Below are 14715 nucleotides of genomic sequence, written 5' to 3' on the forward strand. Positions count from 1 at the left end.
TGCAGGGAATAAAAAGTTTTTATGAAAAAAATAGCCATACTTTCCTCAATTTTTATAGGAGTCCTTGCATGGGCACAGGGAATTAAATTTGAAGACAGCAACTTTGCGTCTATCCTTGCAAAAGCAAAAAAAGAAAAAAAACTAGTCTTTATTGACGCATATGCCTCTTGGTGTGGACCTTGTAAACTGATGGTGAAAAACATTTTCCCGCTACAGTCTGTGGGAGACTACTACAATTCTCACTTTATCAATGCTAAAATTGATATGGAAAAAGGAGAAGGAATTGAGCTTGCAAAAAAATATAATGTAAAAGCATTCCCTACTTACCTTTTTATTGATGGAAATGGTGAAGCCGTACACAGAACATTAGGATATGTTGAAGAAAAAGACTTTATCCAGTTTGCAAAAGATGCTGAAGATCCAAACAAAAGGTTAACCTCTTTGAAACAGCAGTTTGAAAAAGGTGAAAAAGATCCTGAGTTTTTAAAGAACCTTGCCGGGCTTACTATGTATAATGATGCTGAGTTTGCCGGTAAAGTAATGAACCGTTATTTTCAGCAGAAATCAAGTTTAGATCAGGAAGATATCCAGATGCTTCTTTCCGGGGTACAAACTACGGATAGCCCTTTGTATAAGATTTTCCAGGATAAAAAAGCAGATATCATTAAATTCTTCCCTGAAGATAAGTATGAAAAGTTCGATAAGAATATAAAGCTGAATACTGTTTCTAAAAAAGCTTACAATCCTGATACTAAAAAATGGGATGATGCTTATTTCATGGCCGAAGCTCAGAAGTTTCTGACTAAGGAAGAGGCTGACAAGATCTTAAAAAGAATGAAAGCCAACAGAGCGTTAAAGAATAAAGATATTCCTGAATATGAGAAATTAATTCTTGACCTGTATAAAGATTATTCTGCTGCAGGTTCTGAAGAACTGAATTCTCTTGCGTGGAATTTCTTTGAAAACGTAAGCAATAAAACTTCTCTGGAAAAAGCCATTACATGGGCACAGGAATCTGTAAAAAAAGACCAGAATTTTGCCAATACCGATACTTTAGCCAATCTTTACAATAAAGTAGGTGATAAGAAAAATGCAAAAATGTGGGCTGAAAAGTCTATTGAGCTTGCAAAGAGTACCGGACAGGATTCTACTGATACAGAAAAACTGTTGAAAAACCTTTAATAGTTGCTAAAATTAAAAACAAAAACCGCAGAACTGAAGTTCTGCGGTTTTTTTAGTTTTAAAATTACTTAGTTATTGTATATCAAAACCGTCATTTTAGTCAGCATACATTCTGTATCATTGTTATATCCACTGTAAGTGGTAGGCTTAAAATTAACTTTTGCACTTCCTGCCCATGCAGAATATTGAACATTAAATGTATAAGTTCCAGCAGGTAAAGTAACAGATTTTAGAAAAGTTACCGGAACAGGCATACTTGCTAATCCTCCTAATGAGTAAGCAGGAAGCGATGCAGTATTAAAAGTATAATTATTATTAAGCTGAGGAATATTAACCGTAACAGATGTAGTACCCATGGACCCCTGACTACTATTAGGAAAGACGCCCGCTTTAGAAGCGTATGCCGAAGATATTTTAGTTCCATTTTGCAAAAGACTAAAAACCCCTTGTGCACTTGTCCCGTTACTTTCTACAGCATACCCTATAATAGTAAATAAAAAGGTTTGAGTTCTCCCGGCGGGAACGGTTGCTGTCAGGGTAACTCCAGGTACATCTGCTGTACTTCCCGAACTAATTGTTGCTTCGGTAGTTCCCTGTACATACATAGCACTGTTCACACTTCCGCTTACCGTATTCAATGTCTGCCAAGCAGGTGCTGCACCTGCTCCCTGAGAAGTCAGTATCTGCCCTGATGTTCCTGCTGAACCGGCAGTAGTGGCGTTTCCACCTACATTCACTTCATTCACTACTTGTAGTGAACCGTTAACATGCAATGTTTTCTGTGGGGTTGGTGTCTGAATTCCAACTTGTGAAAACAAATTTAAAGGAACAAAAAAAATTCCAAATAATAATAAATTCTTCTTCATGTTTTTGTATATTTAATAAATTCAACTATATAAAGTTAGTAATAATATATATTCAATATAGTCTTATACAATATGATTTTTCAATAATAGTATAAGACTATATTATTAATTTCTATAATTAAAAAATTATCCCTTCACAACCAAAGAATATTAAGTCATATCACTTCTACTATCATATAAATTAATCCATACTTGTGCATAAAATAGGCAAGAGGAAAATCTGGAATTAATATATTTTTTCTCATCATTTGTGTACTGCAAATTTATATTTAAAAAAAACAATAAAGTATATATTTTTTTCTATATCAATTCTATTATTGAAAAATATGTAACAGATAATACAAAAACCCTGCAAAAGAAATCATTTTTGCAGGGTTTTATTATATTTTAAAAATTCTTAGTTATTATACACTAAAATCTGCATTTTGGTAAGTATACATTCTTTATCTTGATTATATCCACCGTAATTATTTGGGTCCACATTAACTTTTGCAGTACCACTCCACGACGTATATTGAATCTTAAATGTATAAGTTCCTGCAGGAAGTGACACTGACTTTAAAAAAGTTACAGGAATAGGGAGATCAACTAATCCCCCCGGAGAATTACCTACTTTTGATGTATAAGCCGAAGATATTTTAACTCCATCTTGTACTAAGCTAAATACGCCTTGTGAAGAAATTCCTCCACTAGGAAAATTGGTCGCATATCCCAAAACAGTAAATAAAAATGTTTGGGTCATTCCTGCAGGTACTGTTATTGTTTTTGTAAGTTGTGGCACATCAATTGTCTGTTCTGCTGTAGCTGTAGCTTCGTCTTTCTCTTTTACATACATAGCGCTGTTAACACTTCCACTTACCGTATTCAAGGTCTGCTATGCAGGTGCGGCTCCTGGTCCTTTAGAAGTCAGTATCTGCCCTGATGTTCCCGATGAACCTGCAGTAGTGGCATTTCCACCTACGTTTACTTCATTCACTACCTGTAAGGAACCGCTAACGTGCAATGTTTTTTGCGGGGTCATTGTTTGAATTCCTACTTGCGATAAAAAAAATGATGGAATTAATAAAATCCCGAATAATAAATTCTTTTTCATGTTTTGTATTTATAAAATTATTTGACTTTTTCTAAAGAAAGAGAGAAATGCTAAATGGCTTAGATTTATCTATAAGCATTCAATCTTTCAAAGCTCCAACTCTATTTTCGAAAGTATTATACAAAACATTTGCATCTATTTTAACTTTAAACTTCTACTCAATAGAATTAGAATTAAATCAATTAAAAAATTATCTTGATTTTTTTGGTCTAAACTATTTTTTTCCATTAAACAAAACAAAATACAACAAATATACATCACGTATTTAACACAATAATAATCAATAATTTACGCTATTTTCCATCGAAACATAAGTAAATCTTATTGAAAGACATACTTTGAACTAACTAAACATGATTCTAAAATAATTGCAGTTTTTGTCGTTTCAAATCAAATTTTAAATGATCAATCTGTTTAGCTTTCTTTCTCATGAAAAATAAATGTTTATAAGATCACATAGTACATCACAAAAAGAGGCTGTCTCAAAAGTATCATTCTGAACACAGGCTGAAGATCTGTGAACGTAATTAAGAATCTAATATATTGGGTTATTAATGAGATCTTCCTTCGTCAGAAATCGAAGATTCAACGTAATCAATAATAAAAGCCAAATTATTTGACTGTCGAATTTGTGTACAAATGTAATACTGTAATTTTATATTTAAAAAATGATGTAACAGATGATGCATAAAAAAACCGCAGAACTAAAGTTCTGCGGTTCGTTGTTTGGTTAAAAGATTATAAGATCAACAAATGATCATCATTCAACTTTTTCACTTATTATATTGTCATTAATATTCAAACAATACACTACCCCATGTAAATCCGCTTCCAAAAGCCGAAAGAAGTATCAGATCACCTCGCTTAATTTTGCCTTGTTCAATTGCTTCACTTAATGCAATGGGAATAGAAGCTGCCGTTGTATTTCCGTATTTCTGAATATTATTAAAAATCTTATCATCTGGCAGTTCAAATTTTTGCTGAACAAACTGAGCAATTCTAAGATTCGCCTGGTGTGGAATGAACATATCAAGATCTTCAATTGTTTTTCCTGCTTTGTTGAGAGCTTCCATCATAGTTTCCGGAAATCTTGTTACTGCATGTTTGAATACGAAGTTTCCATTCATAATAGGATAGACTTCTTTATTGGTAACATTCTCCGGTTCTTTTCTCATTCTGTCACTCCATCCGAATTTAGATCCCGGAAACTGTGTACATAATTCATCTGCATATTTTCCTTCAGAATGCATATTCATCGCTAAAATATCTCCTGCATTTTCATCTTCTGATGCAGAAAGAACAATTGCTCCTGCTCCATCACCGAAAATAACAGAAACGCCTCTTCCTTCGTCAGAAAAATCCAATCCGAAAGAATGAACCTCAGCTCCTACCACAAGAATATTTTTATAAGTACCTGATTTAATAAATGCATTCGCAACACTCATAGAATACACAAATCCAGAACACTGATTTCTCACGTCCAATGCTCCAATTGTATCACATCCCAGCATATCCTGAAGGAGCACGCCACAACCAGGAAAATAATAATCCGGAGAAAGTGTTGCAAAAACAATATAATCAATATCTTTAGCAGTAAGACCTGCTTTTTCAAGGGCTTTTTCAGAAGCTTTGAACCCGAGATAAGCAGCTGTTTCCTGAGAATCATTTCTATTTTTACGATGTCTTCTTTCTTTAATGCCTGTCCTTTCCGTAATCCATTCGTCGTTGGTAGTCATTAGTTTTGATAAATCATCATTGGTAACAACGTTATCTGGAACATAAAATCCTACCCCTTTTATGGTACTTTTAATCATATAGTTTTTTAATTTTCGCAAAGATAAAACTTATTTAACACATACTTTTTCAAAATATTAGTATTTTTACTTTATGCCAATTGATACGATATACAGAACCTCCCAGTGTGAATGGGTAGATGTAGAGGCTCCTACTGCAGAAGACCTGAAATTTCTTCATGAAAGATATGAAATCAACAATCTCCTTCTGGAAGATACCATGGACCCCAACCACCTTCCAAAGTATGAAGAAGATGGAAGTGTAAAATTCTTTCTTCTTCGTGAAAGTACGGAACTGGAGAGAAAAAATCTCAATACCATCAGTGATATCAGTACCAAAATCGGGATTTTCCTGGTAGAGAATACCATTATTACCATCCACAGGATGAAAACAAGAAGTATTTCTGAGACTAAGAAGCAGATTTCATTAATTCAGGAAGATCTTACGCCACAACAGATCATGCTGAAAATTGCGATATTGATCATGAAAAGTTTTGATGACGAATCTTTGAGTCTATTTGAAACAATGGACAATATTGAAAATGAAATTTTCCTTAAAAACACCAATCATACCAGCCAAATCCGACGTCTTTACAAGCTGAAGCGAAAATCGGGATTGAATTCAAGAGTACTTGTCATTTCTACAGATGCTATTGATAAGTTTAAATTACTCAATCTTCAGGATTCAGAAATTGTGGATTTAAAAGATAAGCATAAAGATGTAGTGGCAGATTTTGATCATTTAAATATCCAGATCACCAACCTTATTTCGATGTTCCTGGCTCTTTCGGATCAAAAGGCGAACCAGGTTATGAAGGTTTTGGCGATCTACTCTGTTTATTTCTTACCAATTACTTTTATTGCAGGAGTTTATGGGATGAATTTCGATAATATGCCAGAGCTTCATCATAAGTATGGATATTTTATAACATTGGGAGCAATGGCCACAGTTGTAATCAGCACCTTCATTTATGTGAGACGCAGACAATGGTAATTTTTCCCGAACACAAAGGTGCATAAGAATATAAAATGATCTGAGATTGTAAGACGCAAAAATTTTATCTTCGATACAATATAAACCGGTTGATTAATTTAGATTATAGATTGCTTCACCGCGGTTCGCAATGACAATACATCATCAAAATACAATACTATGACCACTGAGAACCTCAACACAATTCTGGAAGATTCTTCTCTTTCACAGGTATCCAAAGATAAACTGCTTGCTTTTCACGAGAATATATCTGCCAAAGAGTTCTCTGATCTTCTGGATCACAATGGAAATCAGTATGTAGAATTTGTACAGGAAGGCGGCGGCGTTTGGGGAAGTGCATTGGTAGGCTATCTTTACGGGCTTGAAATATTTGGAATCCGTTTTCTGAAAGTTGCCGGGACAAGTGCCGGAGCGATTAATACAATGCTTATTGCTTCGTGTAAAACTAAAGAAGAAGCCAAAAGTGAATTGATTAAGGATATTCTTTTCAGCTGGGATTTTGCAGACTTTATGGATGGAAAGACGTATGTAAAAACTACGCTGCATGCTATGCTTAACAACAAGGATTTCTTTAAAATTAATGCTGTTATTGCTGCCATCCTGTTTATTATCCTGATCAGTATTCCTTTTTTGGCTCCTTCAACTACCATCCTGAATGCCAAACTGATGTTTTTAATTCCTCTGATTCCAGCTGTCATTCTCTTTTTTTGTATTCAAAAGCTGTACAATAATTTTAGGAAAGAAAACAGCGGACTGAATCCTGGGAATATTTTTCAGAAAACCATGCAAGATGCACTAGAACGTTTTGGAATAAGCACAGTTGCCCACCTCAATGAAAAATTCATTCAAAAGGAAAAGGATCTCAACCTCAACTACCGTTATGGAAACGGACAGGAATATTATATGATGGCTTTGCAAAGCATCGAAAAGATTAAAATTAAAAACCAGGAACATATTGACCAGACCCGCTATAGAATCTTCTATGAAAGTGCTGTCAATAACGATTATTATAAAAACAATCCGTTTTACCTTCTTAAATCTGAATATGTAGTCATAACGACTGATATCAATGCTAAGATTAAGGTAGAACTTCCTACAATGGCTAATCTTTATTGGTCTGAGGAAGAGCTGAAACACATCAGTCCCGCCGAGTTTGTAAGAGCGTCTATGGCTGTTCCATTTTTCTTTGAGCCTTTTCAGAAACAAATCAATAAAGATGATACTTCTGTAAAATATGCCTGGAGATACTGGATGAATACGAAGTCGGAAGATATTAATCCTGCAGGAGTTTTCATTGATGGAGGGAGTATTTCCAATTTCCCCATTGACCTGTTCCACGCAGATGAAGTTTTTTATCCGAGAATGCCCCTTTTTGGGGTACAGCTGACGAGTGATTCGGCAATCCTTTCTGAAAGAGGAAAAACCAGTGAAGAAATCCTCAAAACTCCTTTCAGCTATGCAGGAAATATCATCAGTACTTTGAAAGGCTTTAATGATAAAACATTTCTTACCAAGCATACTTTCTATAAACTGTACAGTATACAGACTGTGAACTGTGGTGCCAGCAGCTGGCTGAATTTCTTTATGAAAAATGAAGAAAAAGAAAACCTTTTCAACAGAGGTTTTCAGGCGGCTCTTGATTTTCTCAACACCTTCAACTGGGAAAAATACAAATACGAAAGAATGCTGCTTACCATGAAGGAGAAAAAAATACTGAAAGAGGAGGATACGCCTACGGTGGGGTAAGGATTTTATAGTAATATGAATTACAAGAAAATCAACAGAATTTTAAATAAAGAATAGATGAACTGGATTATCAGAACTACAAAAAAGGTAAAATTCCATACCCATCTTCAGGAAGTATTAAAACCAATATGGGATGATCTGACAATTTATCAATGGGTTTTGACAGATTTAGATTTTATATCTGACCAACCGCTTCCTATTAATTTTGATGAAGATTATTTTGTTTTAGATCATCCGGAATTTGAACAGCTCTATCAAAGTAATACTCAGATCATTTGGGGAATAGTATCAGCTGTTCCAAATAATATTGAACCAGATATTTCATTAATCTCCAGATTATCTGCTGAAGATTCTATGGCTTGGGAAAGTAATCAATTTTTAATACAGGAAAGTATTTTAGAAATTATTGCTTTTGACAGCGGATATACTATTGTAAAATTTAAAGATCAAAATCTTTCGGATAAGTTTAAAGAATATTTCCAGGAGCAAGCGTTAGATCTGCAAAAGTTCAATGAAAAATATATTGATCGAACATGAAAAAATTTATCTCAGAAAAATTTCATATTATTCTTGCAATATCCGTTTTAGTATTTATCATATTCTGTTTGTTCGACGAGAATTTATGGGTAAAAAAAATGCTCAAAGCTCCTAAATATACAATTGGAGAGGCTGTTACTGATTGGCATCAAAAGAACAATAATGGTGTAGGAACAGATTACAAATATCAGGTTGGTAATAAAATATATTTTAAAACAACAAATTGTTCTTACAAAAAAGGAGATAAATTCCTCATCATTTTCGATTCTATAAAACCTAAAAATGCAAAAGTTCTTGATATCTACTCTATTGAGAACTATCTTATAGATTTAAAGGTTCCTAAAAATGGCTGGAAATATCAGGATGTTCCCTTTAATATTGATAGTAATACGATAAAGAAATATGTGCAGGACTGGAATGTCGAGCCATTTGAATACATTCAAAAGTAAGCTGAACTCATAAAAACGGAAGTTCAACTTACTTTTCATATAACTATAAGTTATCTAGAAAATCCAGATACATTGGAACACTTCTGTTGATCCATTCATCTGAAGGATCTCTTTCAATTCCATAGTATACGAAAGGTTCCTTGTAATCTGCTTTTATATAATCAAAAGTCAGTTCATAAGGTCTGAAAAGTTCGTTCATGGTGTATTTATATACTCCGGATGCAGTATAGGCCTCTTCATCTATGCCTGCCGTAACGGCCAATGACATTTTCTTTCCAGCAAGCTTAAATCCACTGGTACTTCCATATGCCCAGCCATACAAAATCACCTCATCCAGCCACTGTTTCAAAAGTGGCGGGCTGCTGAACCAGTAAAAAGGAAACTGAAATACAATTTTATCATAAGATTCCATCAACTTCTGTTCCTGAGCTACATTGATTTTTCCATCCGGATAAGCCTCGTACAGTTGATGAACAGTATATTTTTCAGGGGATTTTTTTAATTCGTCAATCCATTTTTTATTGATCACAGATTTTTCAATATCTGGGTGTGTAACAATTACTAAAGTCTTCATTATGTTTAAATTTCTACTACAAAATTACAACACATAACTTACATTTCGTACATTAGCAACCTATTGTATGGTACTATAAAAAATGTAAGTAATGACTAAAATAAAGGAAACTTCAACCAATTTTGCCAATAAAAAAGCGCTTGCTGACGAATGTCCGGAAATCTATGCTTCCAACACGATCGGTGGACAATGGGCATTGGCTATCTGCTGTTATCTGATCAATGGGAAAATGAGATTCGGGGAACTTAGAAAAAAGCTTCAGAACATTACCGAACGTATGCTTACCCTTCAGCTTCGAAGACTGGAAGAAGACAAAATCATTACCAGAACGGTATACGCAGAAGTTCCGCCAAGGGTAGAATACGAACTTACGGAAATAGGTTACAAACTAAAACCTATTATTCTTGAGTTTGAAAAATGGGGTAAGGAGCATCAAGAATTGATGAAAAACAACAAGGCATAAGGATTATAAAATTAAAAAAAATCTACATTACATTGTTTTATATTAAAATAATTATCTTTAAATACATAAAACAATGCTATGAAAAATCTAACCCCTTTACTATTGTTCCCTGTATTTATATTTTTAGGAATAAATATACATGCACAAAAAATTTCAGACGGCCAGACAGTCGATATCAATGGAATGGCTGTTACCTTCAATATCCTCAATAAAGAAAGTGTAGAATCCGGTGGAAAATCCTATGATCGATATAAAGTTTCTGCATCCATCAAAAATAATTCTGATAAAACATACAACATCAGACTGTCTGCTTTTCCTCAAATTGTAAGCAATATAGGCCTTGTAGAGCTGAACTGTATTAATGCAACCGGAGCCAGGCTGACCTCTAAGAAGATAGAATTAAAAATGAAGGCGCAAATGATTAATGTTACCTACTCTGCTTATGATAAATCTGGGAAATTCATTACCAGTACCATTCCTGTAACCGGCAGCTATTATTTTGATCCAGGGGATACCATCAGTGATAATGCTATTTTCATTGTTCCACAAGGTGAAAAACCAGATGTTTCGATAAGAAGCATGAAATAAAATAGCATCACTTTATACAATTTCTTTGTTCTGAGGCTTTCTGGCAGAGTAATGAATATAAAAAGCTGAGATTCCTATCTTTAGATTTATATCAGATAAAAATCTAAAGGTAGGAATCAAGACTTATTAATTGAAGAATAATCCTTATTCTATTTCCCCTCAACCTTTTGCCACAAAGGTTTTTGAGCCAATACCTTGGAGTGAATCGGGCAGGTTTCATGATGAGCGCCTTTCAGATATCCTGTACTCATAAGAAATTCATTGACAATTTCTCCACCCGTGAATTTGAATGTTTTTTTGAATAACTTCATCCATTCCTGCAAAGTCATGGGATGATAATATTCCAGCCATTTTTCAAATGATCCGAATTCTTTCTGCAGTTCAATAATAGTTTTTGCATTTTCTATCGCTGCGTTCACTTTTAGCTTATTCCTGATAATTCCCGGATCACTCAATAATCTCTCGCGGTCTTCTTCCGTATAAGCTGCTATTTTCTGAATATCAAAATGATCATATGCCTTTCTGAAGCTGTCTTCTTTTTTCAGAACTGTTTCCCAGCTAAGTCCTGCCTGGTTGATTTCAAGAATAAGTCTCCCAAACAATTCATTATCATCATGAATGGGAAATCCATAATAATTGTCATGATAATTTTTGTGCAGTTCTTTTCTGCTTTCAGGCTGCATTCCTTCTATTGCTAAACAATAACTCATTACACTATATTTTCTGTTTTAGTTAAAAATTTGTCCATGGCTTCTTTGATATCAATTCCTGTACGGTCTGCCAGAACAATCAGCCACCAGATATTTTCTGCCAATTTATGTTCCAGTTCTTCCGCTGAATTTTTTTTCAGCCACGTTTTCTGATGAGACATAATATTTCGTCCTACCAGCCCAGCATCCGTAAGATAAGCAAGAGCATCCTCTTCCAGTGTCCATTCTGTCCCGTTACCTTTTATTTCCAGCTGATGATACTTTTCCCTGATATCCAAAGAACGTTTTATGATGGTATTAAAATTATTGTTTTCCATATTTTGTTGTTTTATTTAAAATATAAGGAGGTAAAGATAAACCGGAACTGTGACAACTGTCCGTCAGTAGTGTTTTCAATTTTTAAATGTAATTATAATTCCAATCATTTTATCTTCTATTTAGAAGTTTAGAAAACCAAAAAACATTCTCATAAAAAGTTTAACGATAATTCTTAATATAAATGAAAATCCCGGACAAGATCCGGGATTTATTGAATTTTATTCCTTATTATTTTTAAAAACTAGTAACAGTGTATATATAGAACCTATTACGAAAATTATAAAAGGAATGATAAAGCTTAGCCGTAATTTAGATATATTATCTTTATAAAATATACTGGGAACAATTAAAGAAAAGAGTATTGATAATAATGCTATAAAACAAAATAACATAAGATACCGATCTTTAAATTTTCCAGATGATGCGAAAATATACAAAGTTCCTATAAGTGGTATCATTGCAATTCCTTCCCACAAAATAGTATGCTGACTAAAAGATAGTGAGACTATATCATTAATAAATTGAAATAATCCAAAAATTATATAAATAAATACTGGAAGATCATCCCGGTCTACGCTGCAGATCATTAAAAATGATAAAACAGAAATAATTTTTATAACACTCAGTTTCATATAACTCATTACACTATATTTTCTGTTTTTAGTTAAAACTTGCAAGGTATAAAGATAAACCTGAACTGTGACAACTATTCATCAGTAGTGATTTTAATTTTTAAATGTAATCATAATTCCCTTCATTTTATCTTCTTCCGATCAGAGAATATTCAGTAGTTTAGAGAACTCAAAAACTGGATCATGAAATTTCTGTTTTCTCTTCTCTTCATTATATGTTCAATATTCTTTAAAGCACAGGATTTGTATTCTAGAGCCTATGGTAATCCGAAAAACCCTCCTGTTATTTTTATTCATGGCGGACCAAGTGGAAACGCTACTCTATTTGAAGGAACTACTGCTCAAAAGCTTGCCGATAAAGGATTTTATGTGATTGTTTATGACAGGCGTGGTGAAGGACGTTCAAAAGATGGAAATGCCACCATGACATTCCAAGAAAGTTTTGAGGATTTAAAAAGTATTTACACAGCTTACAACATCAAAAAGGCAAATATTCTTGCCCATAGCTTTGGTGGAATTATTGGAACACTTTTTACAGCTCAATTTCCTGAGAAGGTAAAAACTCTTACGCTTGCAGGAGCTTTATTTACCCAACAGGAAACCTACGACCATATTTTAAAACAAGCCAAAGAACATTTTAAAAATGATCCTGTCCACCTTAAAGAAATTTTGGAAATAGAAAGTCTGGACAAAAATTCTGCAGCTTATAGAAAAAAATGTTATGACATGGCAGGAAAACTTGGATTCTTTGACATGCCCAATCCTACCACCGAAAGTGAAAAGCTGAGAGCAGAATATAAAGCAGGTGAATTTTACAAAAACAATATAAGAAACCCTGATTCTCCCCTTAAATTTTATCAAAATGAGTCTCAGAACAATTTGGATAATACTTCCATTTTAAAGGACACTCGAAAAAAAGGTATTCCCATTTTTGCAGTGTACGGTAAGAATGATGGAATATTTTCAGAAAAACAGATGGCTGATCTCAAAAATATTGTTGGGAAGAAAAACTTCAGACTGATTGATAACTGTTCTCATTATTTATTTGTTGATCAGCAGGACGATTTTTTACAATTCATTAAGCTTTCATTGAAATAAAGTGTAGCTTTGTAATTATGCCTAATTCAAGAGTTCATATGAAAACCTATAAAGCCATCATTACGATGCTTGTATTGGTGTTTTCATTGTCTCCATGTTCTGTAAAAAGAAATGTTCTTGATATTTTTGACATTCAGTACATCAGCGGTTTGAATAAGGTAAAAACCACTTCATCTCTTTCCTTCAGTTGTGATGCGGCATCTGCTTCCTCCGGAATTTCGGCTTTAAAAAATAAAGTTCAGAAGCGATATAGTGATTCTTTTCCTGGCTTTTATTCAGGTACTGGAAACCCTGTTGAAGAAAATATTTCTTTCAATAAATATTCAGGGCATTCTACAGGGAACAGCCCTCCGAAATATATTTTATTTAAAAGGCTGAAGCTTAATCTGGTTTAAAAATTTTTAAGCCTCATTAAAAATCAGTTTTTTACAATATAATATTAATTTCAATGAAAAATATCAAAAACAGCCCGTCTTCGGATATGGCTGGATTATATACTTTATCCCTCCGCATGGTTATCGGATGGACTTACTTTTCAGCGTTTTGGCGAAGACTTATCCTCGAAAACAAGCTTATTCCCGATGAACAGGGATATATTGGAGAAAAATTCAATCATTTTTTACCCAATGCCCTCGGAATAAAACCCATTATTGAATATCTGGTTACCCATCCTGATGCTTTACATCAATCTATGATGATCTTCACCATTATTGAAGCAGTTGTCGGGTTATTGATCATCCTTGGATTATTTACCCGCTTAATGAGTATTGGAATTTTCAGTCTTGCTCTTGGGATTTTATTGGGTTCCGGCTGGCTGGGAACAACCTGTCTTGATGAATGGCAGATTGGGGTCTTAGGAATCTCAGGTGGATTTGTACTATTTCTTACAGGAAGCGGTCCTTATTCAATGGATTATTATTTCATAAAACATAACAGAAATTTCACTCAGAAAAGATGGTTTCAATGGCTGGGTTCAGGAAGTTTTCCTATCTCAAAACCGAAAACTTTTGTACTTACAGGATCACTGATTATCTTTGGATTAACCCTTTTTACCAATCAGTATTTTCATGGTGGTGTATGGGGAATGCTGCATAATAAATCAGTAAAACCAAAACTGGAAATTTCAACTATTTCTCATAACAATTCGGATCTAAAATTTCAGGTGTACAGAACAGAAGGTGCTGATGTGTACGGATCTTTCTTAATAGGAGTCCATATTCTGGACAAAAACGGAAAGATTTTAAAAGAATTTAATCATAAAGATCTCTCCACACTTCCAAAAGAAAGTATACACAATCATTATGTTGCTAAAGTAAAACCAGGGAAACACAGTTTAGTAATTCCTTTAGGAGCAAAAGCTGATGTGACTCTGAATATTGATGATATTCTTCAGAAAAGTGAGATTGATGCTCTGAAACTGATTGATGTAAGTGGTATTGAGTGGATGGAGAAGATTGAATAGAGATTCGAGTTTGAGGGTTTGAGAGTTTGAGACTGTTTAAAACTTTTTATGATAATTGATCATTCATTTGGAAAGCAAAATTCAACAGTGAATTTTCTCTATGAATTCATTAAAATAAAAGCGGACTAAAATCTAGTCATGGTCGGAAGATTTTTTCTTCCGACTTTTTGTTTTTAGATATTCAATATTATTATTTTAATTAATTGATTA

General features: G+C 33.8%; 17 protein-coding genes. 10 read left to right on the top strand and 7 right to left on the bottom strand.

The window, feature by feature from the left end:
- Positions 1–21 precede the first annotated feature (21 nt).
- A complete protein-coding gene (locus CQ046_RS18705) occupies positions 22–1182 on the top strand; it encodes a thioredoxin family protein (RefSeq protein ID WP_105703739.1) in 1161 nt (386 codons plus the stop codon).
- A 68-nt stretch (positions 1183–1250) separates the two neighbouring features.
- On the opposite strand, the gene CQ046_RS18710 is transcribed toward CQ046_RS18705, so the two are convergent.
- The 4 genes from CQ046_RS18710 to CQ046_RS18725 form a co-directional block, all read right to left on the bottom strand.
- Positions 1251–2048 (bottom strand): hypothetical protein, encoded by a 798-nt coding sequence (locus CQ046_RS18710; protein WP_105703740.1) that lies wholly within the window; start codon positions 2046–2048, stop codon positions 1251–1253.
- A 397-nt stretch (positions 2049–2445) separates the two neighbouring features.
- The gene (locus CQ046_RS18715) at positions 2446–2916 is read right to left on the bottom strand and encodes a hypothetical protein (protein WP_123906648.1); all 471 of its coding nucleotides are present in this window, start codon (positions 2914–2916) and stop codon (positions 2446–2448) included.
- A 6-nt stretch (positions 2917–2922) separates the two neighbouring features.
- Positions 2923–3141 (bottom strand): hypothetical protein, encoded by a 219-nt coding sequence (locus CQ046_RS18720; protein ID WP_105703742.1) that lies wholly within the window; start codon positions 3139–3141, stop codon positions 2923–2925.
- 791 nt (positions 3142–3932) lie between these two features.
- The gene (locus tag CQ046_RS18725; protein ID WP_105703743.1) at positions 3933–4955 is read right to left on the bottom strand and encodes a 3-oxoacyl-ACP synthase III family protein; all 1023 of its coding nucleotides are present in this window, start codon (positions 4953–4955) and stop codon (positions 3933–3935) included.
- A gap of 73 nt (positions 4956–5028) precedes the next feature.
- Here CQ046_RS18725 and CQ046_RS18730 point away from each other — a divergent pair, with 73 nt between their 5' ends.
- From CQ046_RS18730 to CQ046_RS18745, 4 genes are all read left to right on the top strand, one after another.
- Positions 5029–5928 carry a CorA family divalent cation transporter gene (locus CQ046_RS18730; protein WP_105703744.1) on the top strand — a complete coding sequence of 300 codons (900 nt, stop codon included), beginning with the start codon at positions 5029–5031 and terminating at the stop codon, positions 5926–5928.
- Positions 5929–6087: 159 nt separating this feature from the next.
- Positions 6088–7674 (top strand): patatin-like phospholipase family protein, encoded by a 1587-nt coding sequence (locus CQ046_RS18735; protein ID WP_105703745.1) that lies wholly within the window; start codon positions 6088–6090, stop codon positions 7672–7674.
- A 57-nt stretch (positions 7675–7731) separates the two neighbouring features.
- The gene (locus CQ046_RS18740; protein WP_105703746.1) at positions 7732–8211 is read left to right on the top strand and encodes a hypothetical protein; all 480 of its coding nucleotides are present in this window, start codon (positions 7732–7734) and stop codon (positions 8209–8211) included.
- Positions 8208–8660 (top strand): hypothetical protein, encoded by a 453-nt coding sequence (locus CQ046_RS18745; protein WP_105703747.1) that lies wholly within the window; start codon positions 8208–8210, stop codon positions 8658–8660. Before CQ046_RS18740 ends, CQ046_RS18745 begins: the two co-directional genes overlap by 4 nt.
- Positions 8661–8703: 43 nt before the next feature.
- Here CQ046_RS18745 and CQ046_RS18750 read toward each other — a convergent pair whose 3' ends face one another.
- Positions 8704–9234, bottom strand: coding sequence for an NAD(P)H-dependent oxidoreductase (locus CQ046_RS18750; protein WP_105703748.1), 531 nt, complete (start codon positions 9232–9234; stop codon positions 8704–8706).
- 91 nt (positions 9235–9325) lie between these two features.
- Between CQ046_RS18750 and CQ046_RS18755 the strand changes: the two genes are divergently transcribed.
- Positions 9326–9697 (top strand): winged helix-turn-helix transcriptional regulator, encoded by a 372-nt coding sequence (locus tag CQ046_RS18755; RefSeq protein ID WP_105703749.1) that lies wholly within the window; start codon positions 9326–9328, stop codon positions 9695–9697.
- A 78-nt stretch (positions 9698–9775) separates the two neighbouring features.
- Complete coding sequence (locus CQ046_RS18760) at positions 9776–10285, top strand: hypothetical protein (RefSeq protein WP_105703750.1); 510 nt, start codon at positions 9776–9778, stop codon at positions 10283–10285.
- Between the two features lie 149 nt (positions 10286–10434).
- Here CQ046_RS18760 and CQ046_RS18765 read toward each other — a convergent pair whose 3' ends face one another.
- Entirely contained in the window at positions 10435–10995 is a 561-nt protein-coding gene (locus CQ046_RS18765) for a DNA-3-methyladenine glycosylase I (RefSeq protein WP_105703751.1), read from the bottom strand.
- Positions 10995–11312 carry a MazG-like protein gene (locus CQ046_RS18770; RefSeq protein WP_105703752.1) on the bottom strand — a complete coding sequence of 106 codons (318 nt, stop codon included), beginning with the start codon at positions 11310–11312 and terminating at the stop codon, positions 10995–10997. Before CQ046_RS18770 ends, CQ046_RS18765 begins: the two co-directional genes overlap by 1 nt.
- Positions 11313–12128: 816 nt before the next feature.
- Between CQ046_RS18770 and CQ046_RS18780 the strand changes: the two genes are divergently transcribed.
- Genes CQ046_RS18780 through CQ046_RS18790 form a run of 3 tightly spaced genes read left to right on the top strand, consistent with a single transcriptional unit; the run spans position 12129 to position 14505 of the window.
- Positions 12129–13043, top strand: coding sequence for an alpha/beta hydrolase (locus tag CQ046_RS18780; protein WP_105703754.1), 915 nt, complete (start codon positions 12129–12131; stop codon positions 13041–13043).
- A gap of 38 nt (positions 13044–13081) precedes the next feature.
- Entirely contained in the window at positions 13082–13438 is a 357-nt protein-coding gene (locus tag CQ046_RS18785) for a hypothetical protein (protein ID WP_123906649.1), read from the top strand.
- A 53-nt stretch (positions 13439–13491) separates the two neighbouring features.
- On the top strand, positions 13492–14505 hold the full coding sequence (locus tag CQ046_RS18790) for a TQO small subunit DoxD (RefSeq protein WP_105703756.1): 1014 nt from the start codon (positions 13492–13494) through the stop codon (positions 14503–14505).
- Positions 14506–14715: the final 210 nt, after the last annotated feature.

The sequence above is a fragment of the Chryseobacterium sp. MYb7 genome, assembly GCF_002979455.1.
Lineage (GTDB): Bacteria > Bacteroidota > Bacteroidia > Flavobacteriales > Weeksellaceae > Chryseobacterium.

Coding starts and splice junctions, on each gene's coding strand:
- CQ046_RS18705 (WP_105703739.1), top strand. CDS start 22: ATGAAAAAAATAGCCATACTTTCCTCAATTTTTATAGGAGTCCTTGCA.
- CQ046_RS18710 (WP_105703740.1), bottom strand. CDS start 2,048: ATGAAGAAGAATTTATTATTATTTGGAATTTTTTTTGTTCCTTTAAAT.
- CQ046_RS18720 (WP_105703742.1), bottom strand. CDS start 3,141: ATGAAAAAGAATTTATTATTCGGGATTTTATTAATTCCATCATTTTTT.
- CQ046_RS18725 (WP_105703743.1), bottom strand. CDS start 4,955: ATGATTAAAAGTACCATAAAAGGGGTAGGATTTTATGTTCCAGATAAC.
- CQ046_RS18730 (WP_105703744.1), top strand. CDS start 5,029: ATGCCAATTGATACGATATACAGAACCTCCCAGTGTGAATGGGTAGAT.
- CQ046_RS18735 (WP_105703745.1), top strand. CDS start 6,088: ATGACCACTGAGAACCTCAACACAATTCTGGAAGATTCTTCTCTTTCA.
- CQ046_RS18740 (WP_105703746.1), top strand. CDS start 7,732: ATGAACTGGATTATCAGAACTACAAAAAAGGTAAAATTCCATACCCAT.
- CQ046_RS18745 (WP_105703747.1), top strand. CDS start 8,208: ATGAAAAAATTTATCTCAGAAAAATTTCATATTATTCTTGCAATATCC.
- CQ046_RS18750 (WP_105703748.1), bottom strand. CDS start 9,234: ATGAAGACTTTAGTAATTGTTACACACCCAGATATTGAAAAATCTGTG.
- CQ046_RS18755 (WP_105703749.1), top strand. CDS start 9,326: ATGACTAAAATAAAGGAAACTTCAACCAATTTTGCCAATAAAAAAGCG.
- CQ046_RS18760 (WP_105703750.1), top strand. CDS start 9,776: ATGAAAAATCTAACCCCTTTACTATTGTTCCCTGTATTTATATTTTTA.
- CQ046_RS18765 (WP_105703751.1), bottom strand. CDS start 10,995: ATGAGTTATTGTTTAGCAATAGAAGGAATGCAGCCTGAAAGCAGAAAA.
- CQ046_RS18770 (WP_105703752.1), bottom strand. CDS start 11,312: ATGGAAAACAATAATTTTAATACCATCATAAAACGTTCTTTGGATATC.
- CQ046_RS18780 (WP_105703754.1), top strand. CDS start 12,129: ATGAAATTTCTGTTTTCTCTTCTCTTCATTATATGTTCAATATTCTTT.
- CQ046_RS18785 (WP_123906649.1), top strand. CDS start 13,082: ATGAAAACCTATAAAGCCATCATTACGATGCTTGTATTGGTGTTTTCA.
- CQ046_RS18790 (WP_105703756.1), top strand. CDS start 13,492: ATGAAAAATATCAAAAACAGCCCGTCTTCGGATATGGCTGGATTATAT.